Origin of the sequence: Luteibacter sp. 9135 (genome assembly GCF_000745005.1) — a bacterium.
GTDB lineage: Bacteria > Pseudomonadota > Gammaproteobacteria > Xanthomonadales > Rhodanobacteraceae > Luteibacter.
The window spans coordinates 1500763-1518368 of the sequence record NZ_JQNB01000001.1; the positions used below are offsets into that span (position 1 = coordinate 1500763).

Sequence of the window (17606 nt, forward strand, 5' to 3'; positions counted from 1 at the left end):
GGCGCGTGAAGCCGGCTGGGGCCGGTCCCTTGGAAGAACGAGGCGGGGATGATCCCATGGATCGTGTTACGGCGACGGTGCGCCGCATCATTCGCCGGCCGCCCGGGCCGGCGCGGCCCGCGCCGCCAGCAACACGCGCAGCTCGGCTTTTTCCGTGTCGTCGAGGATGCCCTCGCGGCTGCGGGCGATCAGCTGCTCGCGGCGCTGCATGGTGGCCTGGCGTTCCATCTGGGTGAGGGCGTCGTGGAACTCCACGCGCTGCATGTCCGCCTCGCCCACCACGTCCGCGGCCATCAGTTTCTGCAGGGAGGCGTATTCGGGGCGCTCCATGAAATGCTCGACCAGCACGGCAGGGCGGATGCCGGGGCGCGCCCGTGCCACGTCCAGCAGCTCGGACAGCAAGCCGACGCCCGGGCGGTCCAGGCGCAGGAAGGGGTAGGGCGGCTCCACTTCCGCGGCCAGTTCCGGCTGGGCCAGCAGTAGCGTGATGGCGCTGCGGACCAGGCTGCGCTGGACGTTGGCCGGACGCGCGTTGTCGGGCCGGCGGGAAGGCGGCTCCGGTTCGAGCACGGCACGGGCGCCGGTGCGCCGTTCCAGTTCCTGGCCCATGAGGTCACGGAAGGCGCCATCGGGCAGCTTGGCGATCAGCGGCCGTGCCCGCTCGGCCAGACGCGCACGGCCATCGAGGCGGCTGATGTCGACGTCGCGGCCCAGTTCCTCGAAGAAGTATTCCGACATGGGCATGGATTCTTTCATGCGTTTCTCGAAGCCGTCCTTGCCTTCCTTGCGCACCAGCGTGTCCGGGTCCTCGCCGTCGGGCAGGAACAGGAAGTGCGCCTGGCGCCCGTCGCGCATGCGCGGCAGCACCGATTCCAGCGCGCGCCAGGCCGCGGCGCGGCCCGCCCGGTCGCCGTCGAAGCAGAAATACACATCGGGTGCGGCGCGGAACAGCACTTCGGCGTGGTCGGGCGTGGTCGCCGTGCCCAGCGTGGCCACCGCGATGGGCAGTCCGGCCTGGTGCAGGGCGATGACGTCCATGTAGCCCTCCACCACCATGATCCGCGTGAGCTGCTGGTGCGCCTGCTTCACCTGCCACAGGGCGAACAGCTCCTTGCCCTTGTGGAAGAGCGGGGTTTCCGGAGAATTGAGGTACTTGGGGCTCTGTTCCGACGACAGCACGCGCCCACCGAAGGCGATGACCCGCCCGCGTCGATCGAGGATGGGGAACATCACCCGTTCGCGGAAACGGTCGTAGCGGTTGCCGCGCTCGTTGCTGGCGACCATGCCGGCCTCGTTCAGCAGCTGCCGGCGGCGGTCGCTGGTGCCCAGTGCCTTGAGCACGCCGTCGAACCCCGCCGGCGCCCAGCCGATGCGGAAGCGCTTGACGATCTCGTCGTCCAGCCCGCGGCCATCGACATAGGCCTTCGCCTCCGGGCTGCCGCCCAGCTCGCGCTGGTAGAAGCTGGCCGTCTCGTCGAGCAGGGTGTAGAGGTCGCTGCGGTCTTCACGCGGCTTGTCGTCGCGGCTGCCCTCGTAGGGCACCTTGAGGCCGGCGGACTGGGCCAGTTCCTCGATGGCGTCGGGAAACTCGAGCCGGTCGTAGTCCATGATGAACTTGATCGCACTGCCATGGGCACCGCAACCGAAGCAGTGGAAGAACTGCTTCTGTGGGCTGACATAGAAGGAGGGTGAGCGTTCGTTGTGGAACGGGCAGCAGGCCGTCCACTCGCGTCCGGCTTTTTTCAGCGGCACGCGCCGCTCGATCACGTCGACGATGTCGACGCGGGTCAGCAGTTCATCGATGAAACTGTCGGGAATACGGCCGCGCATCAGTCGCCTAGGATGCCATGCATCCGGCTCCGTATGGCGTCCGCATTCCCGACGGGCGCGATCAGAACGCCAGGTGGAAGACGCCGATCACGGCCAGGATCGCGATCACGAACAGGATCAGGAAGATGGCGAAGCAGATCTTGGCGATCGTGCCGGCAACGCCCGACACGCGGCTGAAGCCGAGCGCGCCGGTAACGAGGGCGATGAGACCGAAAATAATGGCGTACTTGAGCATTGGGGATTCCCGTCGAGCGCCGGAGGAGGGTCCCGCCAGCTGCGGTGCGGAGAATGCTCACAAATGTGTAGGGCTGCCGTGAATGTGTCACGCCGATGTCACCCCCCACCCATCCCCTGACGGCTGGAAGGCACCGTGCGTAGGAGCGCACGATGTGCGCGAAAAGCCAACAGCGCGAAAACGAGGCAAGCCCCATTTTTTCAGCGTGATCGCGAAAAGATATCGCGCGCGTGAGCGCGCTCCTACACGGTCGGTCCGGCCGCTGGTCAGACCAGGCGGGCTTTGACCTTGCCTGCCACGGCGCCCATGTCGGCACGGCCGGCGGCCTTTTCCTTCACCAGGGCCACGACCTTCCCCATGTCGCGGGCGGTGGTGGCGCCGGTCTCGGCGATGGCGTCGGCGATCACGGCGTCCAACTCGACCTCGCTGAGCTTGGCCGGGAGGTAGCCGTCGATGATACCCATCTCGTAGCGCTCGATGTCGGCGAGGTCCGTTCGGCCGGCCTTGTCGAACTGCTCGATGGAGTCGCGCCGCTGCTTCTGCATCTTCTCCAGCGCCGCCAGCACCTGGGCGTCGTCCAGTTCGATGCGCTCGTCCACTTCACGCTGCTTGATCTGGGCCTGCATCAGGCGGATAACAGCCAGGCGTTCTTTTTCGCCACCCTTCATGGCGGCCTTCATGTCTTCGGTGATCTTTGCCTTCAGGCTCATGTCTTTTCTCCGGGACGACGAAAAGCCGGCTTCACCTTTCGGCGAAGCCGGCTCGGGTTCCGCCTGATTGCGGCGGCAGCGGGCGAACGCGCCAGCCGCGGGTCCAGCACCCGACCTGACGGCCGGGCCGGCAATCAGTACATGCGGGTCCGGCGCGTCGTGTCGCGGGACAGACGGCGCAGGTGACGCTTCACAGCAGCAGCGCGCTTGCGCTTACGCTCCTGGGTGGGCTTTTCGTAAAATTCGCGCTTGCGCGTTTCGGCCAGGACGCCAGCCTTCTCGCACGTACGCTTGAAGCGGCGAAGGGCAAGCTCAAACGGCTCGTTCTCGCGGACTTTAACGCTCGGCATGGAAACTCCACTTGTTTAAACTGACCCGTCTACCCGGGTGAGCCGCGGATTATAACGTGATCGATTCGAAAAATTCAAAGCCCGTGTTGGGTGTGGAAACCTCCTGCGACGAGACGGGGGTGGCCCTGCTCCGCTGGGACCCGCAACAGCCGGGCCGTGGCCTGCTTTCCCATGCGCTGTTCAGCCAGATCGCCCTGCACGCCGAATACGGCGGCGTGGTGCCCGAACTGGCCAGCCGCGACCACGTGCGCAAGCTGGTGCCCCTGGTACGCCAGGCCTTGAAGGATGCGGGGCTGACGCCCGCGGACCTGGGCGGCGTGGCCTACACCGCCGGCCCCGGCCTCGTCGGGGCCTTGCTGGTGGGTGCCTCGGCCGCCCGTGCCATGGCCTGGGCCCTGGGCATTCCGGCCATCGGCGTGCATCACATGGAAGGCCACCTGCTGGCGCCCCTGCTGGAAGACGACCCGCCGGAGCCGCCCTTCGTGGCCCTGCTGGTGTCGGGCGGCCATTCCATGCTGGTCGAGGTGAAGGCCATCGGTGAGTACACCATCCTGGGCGATACTTTGGACGACGCGGCGGGTGAGGCGTTCGACAAGACCGCCAAGCTGATGGGCCTGCCGTACCCGGGCGGCCCGGCACTGGCAAAGCTGGCCGAGCAGGGTACGCCTGGCCGATTCCGCTTCTCCCGGCCCATGGTCGACCGGCCGGGGCTGGACTTCAGCTTCTCCGGCCTGAAGACCCAGGTGCTGCTGGCGTGGCAGGCCTCCGACAAGACGGCACAGACCCGCGCGGACATCGCACGGGCCTTCGAGGAGGCCATCGTCGATACGCTGGCGATCAAGTGCCGGCGCGCGCTGGAAGCCAGCGGCGCCCGGCGGCTGGTGATCGCCGGTGGCGTCGGCGCCAACACGCGCCTGCGCGAGCAGCTGGCGGACGCCGCGGCGAAGGACGGTTTCCGGGTGTATTTCCCGCGCCTGGCCTTCTGCACCGACAACGGCGCCATGATCGCCCTGGCCGGTGCCATCCGCCTGGCCGCCGGCCAGCAGCAGGACGCCACCATCCAGGTGCATCCGCGCTGGAGCCTGGAGACCCTGCCCGCGGCGTGACGCGTCGTCGCGCACGGTTGCACAAATGGCATCCGTCGCCGACCCTGTAAGCCCTTCGCATCACCAGACACCCGCATGGATATCGTCTTCATCGAAGACCTGCGCATCGACGCGGTCATCGGCATCTACGACTGGGAGCGCCGTATCCGGCAGACCCTGTCGTTCGACATCGAGATGGCCTTCGACAACCGCAAGCCCGCCGCGACCGACGACATCGAGCAGACGCTCAACTACAAGTCGGTCTCCAAACGCCTGCAGGCCTATGTCGAGGCGTCCAGCTTCGGCCTCGTCGAGACTCTGGCGGAACGCTGCGCGCAGATCGTCCGCGAGGAATTCGGCGTGGCCTGGGTGCGCCTGAAGCTGTCCAAGCCCGGTGCCGTGCGCGGCGCCAGGGCCGTGGGTGTGCGCATCGAACGCGGCACCCGACCGGAATGATATCCAGGGAGACCCCGTTCAACGTCATGGAAGATTTCATCGCATCCCCCGAACTGAAACGGGTGGCGTTCGTCGCCGGCCTGTTCGTCGTAGCCTGGCTGGTCGGCCTGCTGGGCCGCGTGTTCCTGCACCGCGTGGTGCGCGTGGCCACCCGTCACACCGCCTGGCGCTGGGACGACGCCCTCTACGAATACGGCGCGTTCCGTTGGCTGGCGCGGATGCTTCCCGCCATCGTCGTCTATTACGGCATCGCCCTGTTTCTCTCGGTGGCCGACGACGACATGGGCGCCTTCATCCGCAACCTGGCCGTGTGCTGGATGATCGTCTGCGTGATCGCCGCACTGGGTCGTGCCCTGATCGCGTTCGAATCGCTCTATAGCGCCACGCCCGCAGGCAAGCGTTCCATCAAGGGTGTGGTGCAGCTGATGCAGCTGGCCTTGTGGATCGTCGCGCTGGTGCTGGTCATCACCAAGCTCACCCACCAGAGCATCGGCCTGTTGCTGTCCGGCATCGGTGCCATGTCGGCCGTGCTGCTGCTGGTGTTCAAGGACACCATCCTCGGCTTCGTCGCCGGTATCCAGCTCAGCACCAACGACATGCTGCGCGTGGGCGACTGGATCACCATGACCTCGGCCGGCGTCGATGGCGACGTCATCGACATCACCCTGCACACGGTGAAGGTGCGCAATTTCGATCGCACCATCGTGACCGTGCCGACCTGGCGCCTGATCGCCGAGTCGTTCCAGAACTGGCGCGGCATGTCCGAATCGGGCGGCCGGCGGATCAAGCGGGAGTTGTTCATCGACGCGGCAGGCGTGCGCTTTCTCGAGGACGCGGAAATCGAACGCTTCGGCAAGATGCACCTGCTCACCGGTTACCTCGCACGCAAGCGAGAGGACATCGCACGCTGGAACGAGGCCCTTGGCGAGCCCGGCAAGCTGCCGGTCAATCGCCGCCGGCAGACCAATATCGGCGCCTTCCGCGCGTATGCCGATGCCTACCTCGCGGCCCATCCGGACGTGCACGACAGGATGACCCGCATGGTGCGCATGCGCGACCCGGGCGCGCTCGGCATCCCGCTGGAAATCTACGCGTTCACCAATACGGTGGTCTGGCTCGACTACGAGCGCATCCAGGCGGATATCTTCGATCACCTCATCGCCATCCTTCCCGAGTTCGGGCTGCGTCCGTTCCAGCAGCCTTCCGGTGGCGACCTGCGGGAGGGCTTCGCAGCGCTGCGGCCATCCTCCGCGGCGGCCATCGCGTCGGGTGGCGACTGATGGGCCGTGCCTACCTCAGCCTCGGTTCCAACATCGACGCCGCCCGCTGGCTGGGCGCGGCGGTGAGGGAACTGCGCGCGCGGTTCGGTCCGCTGGACGTCTCGCCCGTGTACCGCAGCGCCGCCGTCGGCTTCGACGGCCCCGATTTCCTCAACCTGGCCGTGGCGATGGACAGCGACCTCGAGCCGGAAGCCCTTAACGACTGGCTGCATGCGCTGGAAGATCGCCACGGCCGCGTCCGCGGCGGCAAGCGCTACGCGGACCGCACGCTCGATGTCGACATCGTGCTCTACGACGACCGGGTGATGCGTGGAGAAGGGCACCTCGAGTTGCCGCGGGGCGAATTGCGCCACGCCTTCGTCCTCAAGCCGCTGGCCGATATCGCGCCGGCCGTGCGTCATCCGCTGGAGGGGCGCACCCTGGGCGAGTTATGGGCAGCCTTCCCGGCCGATCGCGAGCCGCTGGCGCGGGACGAGGCCTGCACGGCGGCGGTCCAGGCGGGTGCCCGATCCGCTGGGCCCTGACCACCCGCGGTGGCAGCAGGCCGGGCAAGGTGATACAACGCGTTCCACCTATGGGGCTATAAGGAACGGCAATGGGTAAGTTCGCACGCAGTTGGGCGCTGATGAAGGCGAGCGCCCGCATCCTCCGCCAGGACAAGGAACTGATGCTGTTTCCGCTGTTCGCGGGCATCGCCTCGCTGCTGGTGATCGCCACCTTCGCCTGGCCGGTCATCGCCATGATCGGCACCCACCATGCCGACTTCGAAGGGCAGCGCCGGCATGTCTCGCCGCTGTTCATGCTGGTCAGCTTCGCGTTCTATTTCGTGCAGTACAGCGTGGTCATCTTCTTCAACGTGGCGCTGGCCTCCGCCGCCATGATCCGCCTGGATGGCGGCAACCCGACGCTCGGCGATGGCCTTCGCGCGGCGCGCGGCAAGCTGCCCAACATCATCGGTTACGCACTCGTCGCCGCCACGGTGGGCATGATCCTGCGCGCCTTGCAGGAGCGCCTGGGCTTTGTCGGCCGCATCGTCGCCGGCATCCTCGGCTTCGGCTGGACGGTCGCCACCTTCCTCGTCGTGCCGGTGCTGGCCGCACAGGACATCGGCCCGGTGGATGCGGTTAAGCGCAGCACCTCGCTATTGAAGCTGACCTGGGGCGAAAACCTCATCGGCAACGCCGGCATCGGCGTGGCCGGCGGCGTGCTCACCCTCTGCCTGCTGTTCGCCAGCGGCCTGCTGTTCTTCGGCGCGTTCGCCACGCACTCGGTGGCATTGATGGTCGCCGTCGGCGTCGCCGCCGTGATCGCCCTGGTCGCGCTCACGCTGTTCCAGTCGGCGATGCACGGGGTGTACTCCGCAGCGCTGTATCGGTTCGCTACCGAAGGCGATCCGGGGCAGGGCTTCGATCGGGCGCTGCTTGAATCGGCGTTCCGCCCCAAGAAGTGAGTCGTCCCGCCATTCACCTCAGGGTGGACGACGCCGATTCGGCAGGATGCCGAAGCGCATGAGGACCCGTTGCCGTAGGTGCGGACGGATTTGACAGGCTGCGACGGCACCCTATAGTCGGTGACGCAGGCGGCAAAAACCCGCCCTGCGCGCGGGGGGATCCGCTCGGTGAAAAGGAGCATCGCCATGGAAAGGAAAGGACTGTCTGCATCGATCGGCCTGTGTGCCGTCATCCTGATGTCGACGATGGGACATGAAGCATCGGCCGGTGACGTACCGGCGCAGGGTCGCGATACCGCGACGGTGTCGGCGGCTGCCCCCGCTGGTGACGCCACGGGCGAAACCTCGTGCAGCCATGTGTTCAATGGATACACCATCACGGGCTATGCGCGACTTCGCGTCGTCACATCCGGGCAGCGGGTCACTGCCACGGTGACCGAATACCGCATCGCCGGTGCGAGCTCCAGCCGCAACAAGGCCAATGTCGATAACGACATGCGAGTCTGGAACAACGCGGCGGGCACGGGCGAGGGCAAGGCGGCGGACCTGGTCCATTCGGCGGATGCGATGCGCCAGGACGGGCAGTGGCACACGTTGAACCAGTCGGTCAGCAGCGCTCCCGGTTTCGACGTGAAGCGCGCACGCGTGGGCGTACGCTTCACGTTCGACATGGCCAGTGGCGATCCGACGTGCTGGGCTACTTTCGAGGCCACGTTATAGGGCGGATGCCATCCACGGCGCGCGGCCTGGGGCTGTTTCCCTGGCTGTGCCACGGTCGCGGTCCTGCCGGTGGTAGCCGCACTCAGATGGTCAACACCCTGCCGCCATCGACCCGGATCACCTGGCCGGTGGTGTAGTGCGCATCTTTCAGCAGCCAGCGCACGGCTTCCGCGACATCCCGCGGGTCGCCCTTGCGGGCCATCGGTGTCTTGGCGAGCAAGGCATCGACCGCCTCATCCGGCTTGCCGGACATCGGCCAGAGGATGGCACCCGGCGCCACGGCGTTCACGCGGACGTCCGGCGCCAGGTCCTTCGCCAGCGCCTGCGTCAGCATGACCAGCGCGGCCTTGGCCATCGAGTAGACGGCGTGTCCTCCCAGGGGGCGCTCCGCGTAGATGTCGACGATATTGACGATCGCCCCGCGTGCCTCGCGCAACGCCGGCGTGGCAGCCTGGGCCAGGAAGAACGGTCCGCGCGCGTTCGCGGCGAACAGGTCGTCCCAATGCGCCGGCGTGGTCTGGCCGATCGGCGTGGGGTAGAACGCCGAGGCATTGTTGACCAGGCCGTCGAGCCGGCCGAAGCGGGAAAGCACGGCGCCGATAAGCGCCTCGGGCGTGGCATCGTCTTCCAGTGCGCCGGCGAAGGTCGCGGCGCTGTCCGCGCGCACGCCGTTGAATTCCGCGGACAGCGCCTCGGCATCGTCGGCGGACCGGTGGTAGTGGATCGCCAGGGTGCAGCCGGCGGCATGCAGGTGCCGCGCGATCGCTGCGCCGACACGACGCGCGCCGCCGGTCACGAGAACAACGCTTTGCTGGTTCACACGACACTCCCTGTACGGCCGGTGGCGAGCTTGACGCAAACGCCGCGCGGCGTCACTTCCCGTCGGTGTCCGGTGCCATCGGCGGCTCGGCGTCCTCGACATGCACCTCGCCGCTGAACAGCTCCATGGCGCTTTTGGCGACATGGTTGGTGTCGTAGTAGGCATACGCGCCCACGCCCATGGCGCCGACGATGGGCAGCCAGCGAGAGATGCCCTTGCCCACGGCGCGTTTGGACACGCTGACGCCGATACGGCCGGCCACGCGCTGGAGCACGCCCCCGGCGGCCCGGCGGAACACCAGGCGGTCGCCGACGCGCATGGCGATGTCGCGGAAAGCCTGCGCGGCGGTATGCCGGAACAGGCACCAGAGCATCTGTTCCCGGCCCAGGCTGGCCGTCTTGCCATAGGCCGCGGCGATATCGCTGACCAGCTGCCCCTGGATGCGCCAGATGGCGACCAGTTCCGGCAGGACGGTCAGCCAGCCGACCGGGCCGGGGGGCAGGGCGAGCGACCCGGCCGTCAGGCCGGCCTTGCGGGCCGCGGCGGCGGCGAGCTGCTGGCACTTCTCTTCAACCGTGGCGGGCGAGGCAGCCGCCACATCGCTTTCCGGAATATGGCTGACGAAGCTCAGGATGGCCCGGGTAACCGGGCTTTCGGTGCGGTCGGCGACCACGGCGATGATTTCTTTCGAGGTGGAAGTGGCGTCGTGCTTCGCCATCGGGGCGGTTCCATGGAATCGAGGGGACCATGGTCGCCTTGGGGGCGTGAGTCGTCCATGAAGCGGGTTCGCGGTATGCTTTGAGACAAATCTCAGGGCCGAAAGCGGTCTGAAAGGTCGAAACGCCATAGTCGCCGCACCGAAATTCCCCCTTGCTGCGCCTGTCGTCAGTAACGTTATAACATTCGTAAGAAGAGTCCCCGATGACCCCTGTTCGCCTCGCCTTCTGCATCGCGCTTGCCCTTTCCGCCGCGCCGGCCTTCGCCACCGACGAAGCGCCCCCGCAAAAAGCCACGAACCTGGGCGAGGTCGATGTCAATGCGCGCCTGGACGAGGCCCGTAACAGCCTGTCGCCGGACACGGGCAGCAGCCAGTACGTGATGACCCGCCAGACGATCCAGGCGTTGCCGCTGGGCGATTCCACTCCGCTGAACCAGGTCGTGCTCCAGGCGCCGGGCGTGGTGCAGGACTCCTACGGCCAGCTGCACGTGCGCGGCGATCACGCCAACCTGCAGTACCGGATCGACGGCGTGCTGATCCCCGAGAGCATCGGTGGTTTCGGCCAGACGCTGGACACCCGCATGATCGACAACATCAAGCTGCTCACCGGCGCGCTGCCCGCGCAGTACGGTGATCGCACCGCGGCGGTCGTGGACATCACCACGCGCACGCCGAAGGATGGGGTTGGCGGCAGCGTCGGCATCACCGGTGGCCAGTTCGGTACGGTGAACCCCAATGCCACGCTGTTCGGCAAGAAGGACGACTGGAGCTTCTTCCTGACGGCCAACTACCTCAAGAACGACGTGGGCATCGAGAACCCGACCGCCAGCCGCACCGCCATCCACGACCACACCAACCAAGTGAAGGCGTTCGGCGACGTGTCGTACCTGATCAACAACGACACGCGCATCAGCTTCATGTTCGGTGCGACCAACAACCGCTTCGAGATCCCCAACAACCCGGGGCAGACGGCGCAGTTCGGTTACCTGGATGTCACCAACTTCGACTCCGCGCAGCTCGATGAGCGCCAGCAGGAAAAGACCCGGTTCGGCGTGCTCAGCCTGCAGGGCAAGATGGGCGACACCGCTTATCAGGTCTCGGCCGGTGAGCGTTACAGCAGCCTGGACTTCACGCCCGACGACATCGGTGACCTGATGTTCAACGGCGTCGCTTCCGACGTGCGCCGCGCGAACCGCGCCACCACGCTACAGGCGGATTTCGCCACGCCGCTGGGTGACAGCCATACCCTCCGCTACGGTGTTTACGGCGAGTTCGAGCGCGCCACGTCGACCAACAACGCCCTCGTGTTCCCGGCCGACGGTGACGGCAACCAGACCTCCACCACGCCGCTGAACATCCTCGACAGCAGCCGCATCCTCGCCCGTACGTACGCGCTCTACCTGCAGGACGAGTGGAGCATCGGCGACAAGTGGACGGTGAACTACGGCGTGCGCGCCGACAAGTACAACGCGTTCAAGCCGGAAAGCCAGCTCAGCCCGCGCCTGGGCGTGGTCTACCAGCCGGTGGACGGCACCACGATCCACGCCGGCTACTCGCGTTACTTCACGCCGCCGGCCAGCGAATCGATCAGTCCCACGTCGATCGCCAAGTTCGTCGGCACGACCAACGCGCTGCCGGACAACGGCAACGACACGCCGCTGGCCGAGCGCAGCAGCTACTACGACGTGGGTATCTCGCAGAAGCTGGGCACGCAGTGGACCGTGGGCCTGGACAGCTACCGGCGCAACGTGTCGCGCATCCAGGATGAAGGCCAGTTCGGTGCCGCTGTCGTCTATTCGACCTTCAACTACGACCAGGGCAAGGTCAAGGGCGACGAGCTGACCGTCAACTACGACGGTGGCGCGCTGACCGCCTACTTCAATTTCTCGTACAACCGCTCTGTCGGCAAGCGCATCATCACCGGCCAGTACAACTTCGCTCCGGACGACCTGGCCTACATCCAGGACCACTTCATCCACCTCGACCACGACCAGAAGTACACCTCGTCGGGCGGCATCAGCTACGCGTTCCCGGACAGCACGCGCATCGGTGCGAACTACCTGTTCGGCTCGGGCCTGCGTCGCGACGGCATCGTCCCCAACGGCGACACCATGCCGGCGTACTTCCAGCTCAACCTGAGCGTGGCGCACGACTTCAACCTGACCAGCGTGGGCGCGACACACGCGCAGTTCGCCCTGGTCAACGCGCTGGATCGCACCTACCAGCTGCGTGACGGCTCGGGCATCGGCGTGGGTGCACCGCAGTTCGGGCCGCGCCGTGGTGTGTTCCTCTCGCTGCAGCAGGACTTCTGAGTCCTCGCATCGAGGTGACCATGCGGTCGTGCCTTCCATTATCCTGAAGGCATGACCGCCAAGCTTCCCGATCCCGGCGCCGACGAGCGCGCCCATTCCGACCATCTGTCCGCCCTGCTCCGCGAGGAGATCGCGAGCCATGGCCCCATGCCCTTCTCACGGTTCATGGAGCGGTGCCTCTATGCGCCGGGGCTGGGCTACTACAGCGCAGGCAAGACCAAGTTCGGCGCGGATGGCGATTTCGTCACGGCACCGGAACTGGGTACGCTGTTCGCCCGCTGTGTCGTCCGTGCCGTCCAACCGGTGCTGGCTTCCCTGGGGCCCGATGCCGATGTCCTCGAGATCGGCGGCGGCAGCGGTGCCTTCGCCGAAGCGGCACTGCGCGCGCTGGATGCCGCCGGCCACGCACCGCGTCGTTTCATGATCCTGGAGCCCAGCGCGGATCTGCGCGAGCGCCAGCGCGAACGCCTGCACGCCAACCTTCCTGCCGGCCTGGCCGCGCGCGTGAGCTGGCTCGACGGCCCGCTGGAAACGGAGTGGGAGGGCGTGATCTTCGCCAACGAAGTGATCGATGCCCTGCCGACCACACGGATCACGGCCCGCGAGGGCGAAATCTACGAAGAGCACGTGGTGCTCGATGGCGAAGGTCGGTTCACGCGCAGCGACCGTCCGGCCGATGCCCTCGTCCGCGGGGCCGTGCGCCATGTGGAACGCGACCTGGGTCGCGACTTCGCCGATGGCTATCGCACCGAGATCCTGCCGCAGCTGCCGTACTGGATGCAGGCGGTGGCCGGCACACTGCGTCGCGGCGCGATGGTCTTCGTCGATTACGGCTACACCCGCGGGGAGTTCTACCTGCCCGAGCGCACCGACGGCACGCTGCGCGCGTTCTACCGCCACCGAGCCCACAACGACGTCTTCCACCTGCCGGGCCTGCAGGACCTGACCGCATCGGTGGACTTCACGGCGCTGGCGGAGGCGGGCAACAACGCGGGTTTCGGCGTGGCCGCCTACCTGTCACAGGCGCGGTTCCTGATCGCCGCCGGCTTGCAGGACGTTTTCGAGGACGACTACCTGGGCCTGACCGATGAAGCGGCGCGCTTCCGGTTGTCGCAGGAAGTGAAGAAGCTGACCTTGCCCGACCAGATGGGCGAGCGCTTCCAGGTGATGATGTTCGCCAGGGACATCGACCCGGGCGTGCTGCCGGCCGAGGTGATGGCGGCGGACCAGGGCTCCCGTCTGTAGGTCTCGCCGGACCGAGCGTCAGGCGGTAGGGCGGGGCACGGCGGCGATGGCCGCGGCCTGGGCTTTCTTCATCGCCTCGCCGATGGCGGGGCCCTGCAAGCCCCGTTCGACGAAGGGCTGTGAGGTGACGGCCGCGGCCGCGGTGCGGCAGCTGCGCAGGAAGTCGGCCTGCGGATAGGGCGCATCGGCACTGCCGGCGCGTCCACGTTTGTCGGCCATGCAGGCGAGCAGGAAGGTCTCCAGGCGCTCCGGTCGGCGCAGCGCGCCCAGGGCATCCAGCAGGCGGAGTACGGTGGTCGGCTTCAGTTCGAACGCCATGTGCGCGTTGAGGTGGTGCTTGCAGACCATCTCGGCCATGAAGGCGTATTCCGCAGGTACCTTGAGCCGGGCAGACAGTTCGCGAACGGGCGCGATGCCGCGCTGCTCGTGCATGATGTGCCGGGGCAGAACATCCGCCGGCGTCAGGGCCTTGCCCAGATCGTGCGTCAGGGCACACCAGCCGACCAGCGCATCGCCCGGGGCCAGCGCCGCCGCGGCGTCCAGCACCAGTTGCACGTGGATGCCCGTATCGACTTCCGGGTGGTACTCCGGCCGCTGGGGGACGCCGTAGAGCGCATCCACCTCGGGAAACAGCAGGCGCAGCGCGCCGGTGTCCCGCAGCACCTGCACGAATACCGACGGACGGGATTCGGCCAGCGCCTTGCGCGTTTCGGTCCATACGCGCTCGGGCACGAGGTGATCCACCTCGCCGTCGTCCACCATGCGCCGCATCAGCGCCATCGTGTCGTCGGCGACCGTGAAACCCAGTGGGGCATATCGCGCCGCGAAGCGCGCGACACGCAAAAGCCGGACCGGATCTTCCGCGAACGCCGACGAGACATGCCTGAGCGTAAGCGTGCGGATATCGTCGACCCCGCCGAACGGATCCACCAGACTGCCGTCGTCGCGCTGGGCGATGGCGTTGATGGTCAGGTCGCGGCGCTCGAGGTCCTGCTCGACGGTGACGCTGGGGTCGGCATGGAACGCGAAGCCGTGGTAACCGCGGCCCGTTTTGCGCTCCGTGCGCGCCAGCGCGTATTCCTCCTTCGTCTGCCCGTGCAGGAAGACGGGGAAATCCTTGCCGACCGGCTTGAAGCCGGCGGCGAGCATGTCGTCGGGCGTGGCTCCCACGACGACCCAGTCGCGATCCACCACGGGGCGGCCGAGCAGCTGATCGCGGACGGCGCCGCCGACGAGGTAGATCTCCACGGGCGTGTCAGGGGCGGCGCTTGGTGCGCGCTTCGTCGAGCCGGCGCTGGCGTACGGGTTGGCCCAGCAGCCGCGGCAACCAGGCGGCGAACGACTGGGGTGCGATGCCGAGCTGGGCCAGGCCGTCGACCTTGCCGACGGAATCCGTGCGCAGCGAGAGGAAATTGTCCGGGGTGAACGGCTTGCCGGGAACGAACTGCGCGAACTGCGCCTGCAGGCGACCCAGGCTGTCGGGCATGGGAAGGACCACGCGATGCCGGCCTCGCGCATCGCGGATGGCGCGGACGATGTCGATCAGGGTCCAGGTCTCCGGCCCGTACAGCTCGAACGTGCGCAGCAGGCTGGCGGCTGGCGTGGCGACCGAGCGGGCGATCGCCTCGGCGACATCGCCGACGTAGACCGGCGCCATTTTCGCCTGCGGCCGCGGCAGCGGAATGACCGGCGCCAGGCGCAGGAGCGCATCGAACCGGCTGACCAGGCCGTCGCCCGGCCCGAAGATGGTGCTTGGCTGGTAAAGCGTCCAGTCCAGCGTGGAGGCCTTGACCAGGGCTTCGGCCTCGCCGCGGGAGCGGAGGTATTTCGATAGTCCCTGGCCGGCCTTGAGCGAACTCATCTGGTGCAGGCGATGGACGCCGGTGGCCTGGCAGGCCTCGATGACGAGCCGCGTCAGCCCCACGTGCGCGCGTTCGAACGTGTGCCGGCCACTCTCGCTGAGGATACCGACGAGGTTGATGACGGCATCCGCGCCGGCGATGTGCCGCCGCAGGGTGGCGGGATCGTAGACATCCGCCGTGACGGTGGTGACCTGGCGTCCCACCGCGCTGTGACGGCGTGCCTCGCGATTGCGGGAGAGCAGCAGGAGGGAATGTCCGTCGGCGGCGAGCCGGGGAATCAGCGTGCCGCCGACGAAGCCGGTGCCACCGAGGATGACGATGCGTTGAGCGTTCATGAGTTCAGCCTAGGCCGCCTGGCGCTCGACGCCAAGCGGATCAGCTCTGGGGTTCCTGAGGGGCCGGGGCGGATGTCGCCTCGGCGGGTGCCGGCTGTGAGACGGCCGGGGCTGTCGGTGGCGTCGGGTGTGTCACCGCGGGTGCCGGACAGGCCACCGGCTTGCGGACGGCGCCCGCCGACGGAAGCGCATACGTGCTGCCGAAGCGGGTCATGCGCGAGCCGATGGGCAGGGCGTTGCCGGTCAGGCGCCAGTCGTAGATCACGGCGAAAGCCATGACGCGAGCGACGTATTCGCGGGTTTCCTTGTAAGGGATGCTGGCGACGAACAGGTCGGGGTCCAGGGTGCCGCGGGCGCTCACCCACTGGTCGACCTTGTTGGGTCCGGCGTTGTACGCGGCGCTGGCCAGCCACGGGGCGCCGTTGTAGCGCGCGGCCATCTGGGCGAGGTAGCGCGTGCCGAGAATGATGTTGGTGGTGGGCTCGTAGAGGCTGTCACCGCCGTTCCAGGCCAGTCCGTTGCGCTTGGCCACCAGCGAGGCCGTGCCGGGCAGCAGCTGCATGAGCCCGCGTGCGTCGGCGCCCGAGCGTGCGTCGGTCATCCATGCGCTCTCGGCGCGGATGATCGCGTAAGCCCACGGCGCCTCGATGCCCGCCTGGCTGGCCTGTTCGACCACGCCGTCCTGGCGTGCCAACGGAAAGCGCTGCTCGTAAAGGCGCAGGGCATCGCCGGACGACAGCGCGAACACCGCGCGGTCGTACCAGCCCTTGCGGAAGGCCAGGTCCACGGCAAGCCGCTGGGTATCGGCGTCGCGTCCGGCCAGCGCGGCCGTCCACTCGCGCCGGGCGTACTTCTGCAGACCCACGGCGTAGAGTTCGAACGCGCGGTCCATGCCCGGCTCCGCCAGCAGCGAAGCCTCGCGGCGCTCGTCGGTGGCCATGGAGGCGGGGCAGATCGCATAGGACGCGTCGAGCCGGTCGGCGGCGAGGAAGCCGAAGTACGTGGCTTCCTGTGCCACGTTCTGGTAGATCGCCCGCGCTTCCGTCTGCCGGTTCAACCGGCCCAGCACCAGTGCGCGGAAATAACGCCACTCGCCGTCGTCTTTCTGCGTGGGCGACAGGGCATCGAGGGCGGTCAGTGCCGCCGGCCAGTCCTGCCTGGCCAGGGCGACGCGCACCCGCCATTCCCGTGTCGCGTCGGTCTGGGCACCCGCCGGCAGCGCGGCCAGCCGATCCAGCGCGGACTCGTCGAAGTCGGTGGCGTGGAACAGCGCGAGGGCGTTGAGGACGGCGCCCTTCTGTTGTTCGCTGAGGGCGAAGCGCGGTGCCAGGGTGGTCCAGGCGCTGTCGGCCACGGTGGACTGCTTGCGGGCCATGCGCTGCAGGGCGAGCGTCACGGCCTGACGGCCGCGCGGTGTATCCGGCCACGTGGCCGCATCGCGTAGTGCGCCGTTGGGATCGTTCAGGGCCTTGGCGATGCGTTGTGCCGCCGCGGCATCGTCGGCCGGCAGCCAGCCTGCCAGCGCGGCGATGGTGCCGCCCTTGCCTGCTTCGGCTGCGGTCTGGATGCGTGTCCACAGGCGATCCGGCGTCAGCAGGCCCTGGTCGTGCGCCGCGCCCAGCACCGGGTCGCAGGCGTCGGGCAGGCTGGCCTTCTTCCATAGGTCAGCCAGGTCGGTCGCGAACACCAGCGGCTCGCCACGGGACAGCTTGGCCTGGAGGGCGAAGCAACTCAGCGCGTCGCCGAGTCCCGGCTGGTACATCGCGGTGAAGGTGGGCCAGTCCTTGCGGCGGGCGAGTTCGGCGAGGAAGTCGCGGCGAAGGTCGCTTGCGGGGATCAGCCCACGATTGGCATTGAGGTAAGCCTCGACGCGTGCGCGATCGAGGGTGCGCAGGTCGTGCTCGAGCGCGGCTGCCTCGAGGTAGGGGAACAATGCGTAGTGTTCGAGGCCCCCGGCCTGGGCACGCCACGCGTCGCCGCCCTGCTGGGCGACGGCATAGGCCTGGCGAAAACGCGCGCGCTCGGCGTCGGTACCCTCGGCCGAGGCGCCCAGCGTGACGGCGAGGCCGCAGGTGGCAAGGGCGAGACCGGCCATGAGGCGAAACGAGCGGACGCTGCGTCGCAGTGCCTTCGGGGCGAAGACCATCGGGATTCCTTCACGGGTGCTTACCCGGTGATTGTAAGCGAAGCCGGTGCGC

General features: G+C 67.8%; 17 protein-coding genes. 8 read left to right on the forward strand and 9 right to left on the reverse strand.

The window, feature by feature from the left end:
* Positions 1–87 precede the first annotated feature (87 nt).
* From dnaG to rpsU, 4 genes are all read right to left on the reverse strand, one after another.
* Entirely contained in the window at positions 88–1830 is a 1743-nt protein-coding gene (gene dnaG / locus FA89_RS06315; RefSeq protein ID WP_036139285.1) for a DNA primase, read from the reverse strand.
* A gap of 61 nt (positions 1831–1891) precedes the next feature.
* Positions 1892–2065 carry a DUF1328 domain-containing protein gene (locus FA89_RS19560; protein ID WP_036139288.1) on the reverse strand — a complete coding sequence of 58 codons (174 nt, stop codon included), beginning with the start codon at positions 2063–2065 and terminating at the stop codon, positions 1892–1894.
* Positions 2066–2331: 266 nt separating this feature from the next.
* On the reverse strand, positions 2332–2775 hold the full coding sequence (locus tag FA89_RS06325) for a GatB/YqeY domain-containing protein (RefSeq protein WP_036139289.1): 444 nt from the start codon (positions 2773–2775) through the stop codon (positions 2332–2334).
* 134 nt (positions 2776–2909) lie between these two features.
* Positions 2910–3125, reverse strand: a complete 216-nt coding sequence (gene rpsU / locus FA89_RS06330; RefSeq protein ID WP_029213735.1) for a 30S ribosomal protein S21 — start codon at positions 3123–3125, stop codon at positions 2910–2912.
* Positions 3126–3208: 83 nt separating this feature from the next.
* Here rpsU and tsaD point away from each other — a divergent pair, with 83 nt between their 5' ends.
* The 6 genes from tsaD to FA89_RS06360 all read left to right on the forward strand — a co-directional run bounded on the left by tsaD (position 3209) and on the right by FA89_RS06360 (position 8116).
* Positions 3209–4231 carry a tRNA (adenosine(37)-N6)-threonylcarbamoyltransferase complex transferase subunit TsaD gene (gene tsaD / locus FA89_RS06335; protein WP_036143802.1) on the forward strand — a complete coding sequence of 341 codons (1023 nt, stop codon included), beginning with the start codon at positions 3209–3211 and terminating at the stop codon, positions 4229–4231.
* Between the two features lie 75 nt (positions 4232–4306).
* Positions 4307–4666, forward strand: a complete 360-nt coding sequence (folB, locus tag FA89_RS06340) for a dihydroneopterin aldolase (RefSeq protein ID WP_036139290.1) — start codon at positions 4307–4309, stop codon at positions 4664–4666.
* A 26-nt stretch (positions 4667–4692) separates the two neighbouring features.
* Entirely contained in the window at positions 4693–5946 is a 1254-nt protein-coding gene (locus FA89_RS06345) for a mechanosensitive ion channel family protein (protein ID WP_185754254.1), read from the forward strand.
* Positions 5946–6470 (forward strand): 2-amino-4-hydroxy-6-hydroxymethyldihydropteridine diphosphokinase, encoded by a 525-nt coding sequence (gene folK / locus FA89_RS06350; protein ID WP_051938578.1) that lies wholly within the window; start codon positions 5946–5948, stop codon positions 6468–6470. Before FA89_RS06345 ends, folK begins: the two co-directional genes overlap by 1 nt.
* A gap of 71 nt (positions 6471–6541) precedes the next feature.
* On the forward strand, positions 6542–7396 hold the full coding sequence (locus tag FA89_RS06355; RefSeq protein ID WP_036139294.1) for a DUF6159 family protein: 855 nt from the start codon (positions 6542–6544) through the stop codon (positions 7394–7396).
* Between the two features lie 186 nt (positions 7397–7582).
* A complete protein-coding gene (locus FA89_RS06360; protein WP_036139296.1) occupies positions 7583–8116 on the forward strand; it encodes a hypothetical protein in 534 nt (177 codons plus the stop codon).
* 82 nt (positions 8117–8198) lie between these two features.
* Here the strand turns inward: FA89_RS06360 and FA89_RS06365 are convergent, their stop codons facing one another.
* Entirely contained in the window at positions 8199–8936 is a 738-nt protein-coding gene (locus FA89_RS06365; protein ID WP_036139299.1) for a pteridine reductase, read from the reverse strand.
* Between the two features lie 52 nt (positions 8937–8988).
* Positions 8989–9654: a hypothetical protein gene (locus FA89_RS06370; RefSeq protein WP_051938579.1), complete on the reverse strand. Its 666-nt coding sequence runs from the start codon at positions 9652–9654 to the stop codon at positions 8989–8991.
* Between the two features lie 203 nt (positions 9655–9857).
* Here FA89_RS06370 and FA89_RS06375 point away from each other — a divergent pair, with 203 nt between their 5' ends.
* Positions 9858–11966, forward strand: a complete 2109-nt coding sequence (locus FA89_RS06375; RefSeq protein WP_036139302.1) for a TonB-dependent receptor — start codon at positions 9858–9860, stop codon at positions 11964–11966.
* 51 nt (positions 11967–12017) lie between these two features.
* Positions 12018–13211, forward strand: coding sequence for a class I SAM-dependent methyltransferase (locus FA89_RS06380; RefSeq protein ID WP_036139304.1), 1194 nt, complete (start codon positions 12018–12020; stop codon positions 13209–13211).
* A gap of 18 nt (positions 13212–13229) precedes the next feature.
* On the opposite strand, the gene FA89_RS06385 is transcribed toward FA89_RS06380, so the two are convergent.
* From FA89_RS06385 to FA89_RS06395, 3 genes are read right to left on the reverse strand one after another with little or no spacing between them, the layout of a single operon-like run.
* Positions 13230–14459, reverse strand: a complete 1230-nt coding sequence (locus tag FA89_RS06385) for a multifunctional CCA addition/repair protein (protein ID WP_036139307.1) — start codon at positions 14457–14459, stop codon at positions 13230–13232.
* A 7-nt stretch (positions 14460–14466) separates the two neighbouring features.
* Entirely contained in the window at positions 14467–15408 is a 942-nt protein-coding gene (locus FA89_RS06390) for a complex I NDUFA9 subunit family protein (RefSeq protein WP_036139309.1), read from the reverse strand.
* Positions 15409–15448: 40 nt separating this feature from the next.
* Positions 15449–17554: a transglycosylase SLT domain-containing protein gene (locus FA89_RS06395; RefSeq protein ID WP_036139311.1), complete on the reverse strand. Its 2106-nt coding sequence runs from the start codon at positions 17552–17554 to the stop codon at positions 15449–15451.
* Positions 17555–17606 lie beyond the last annotated feature (52 nt).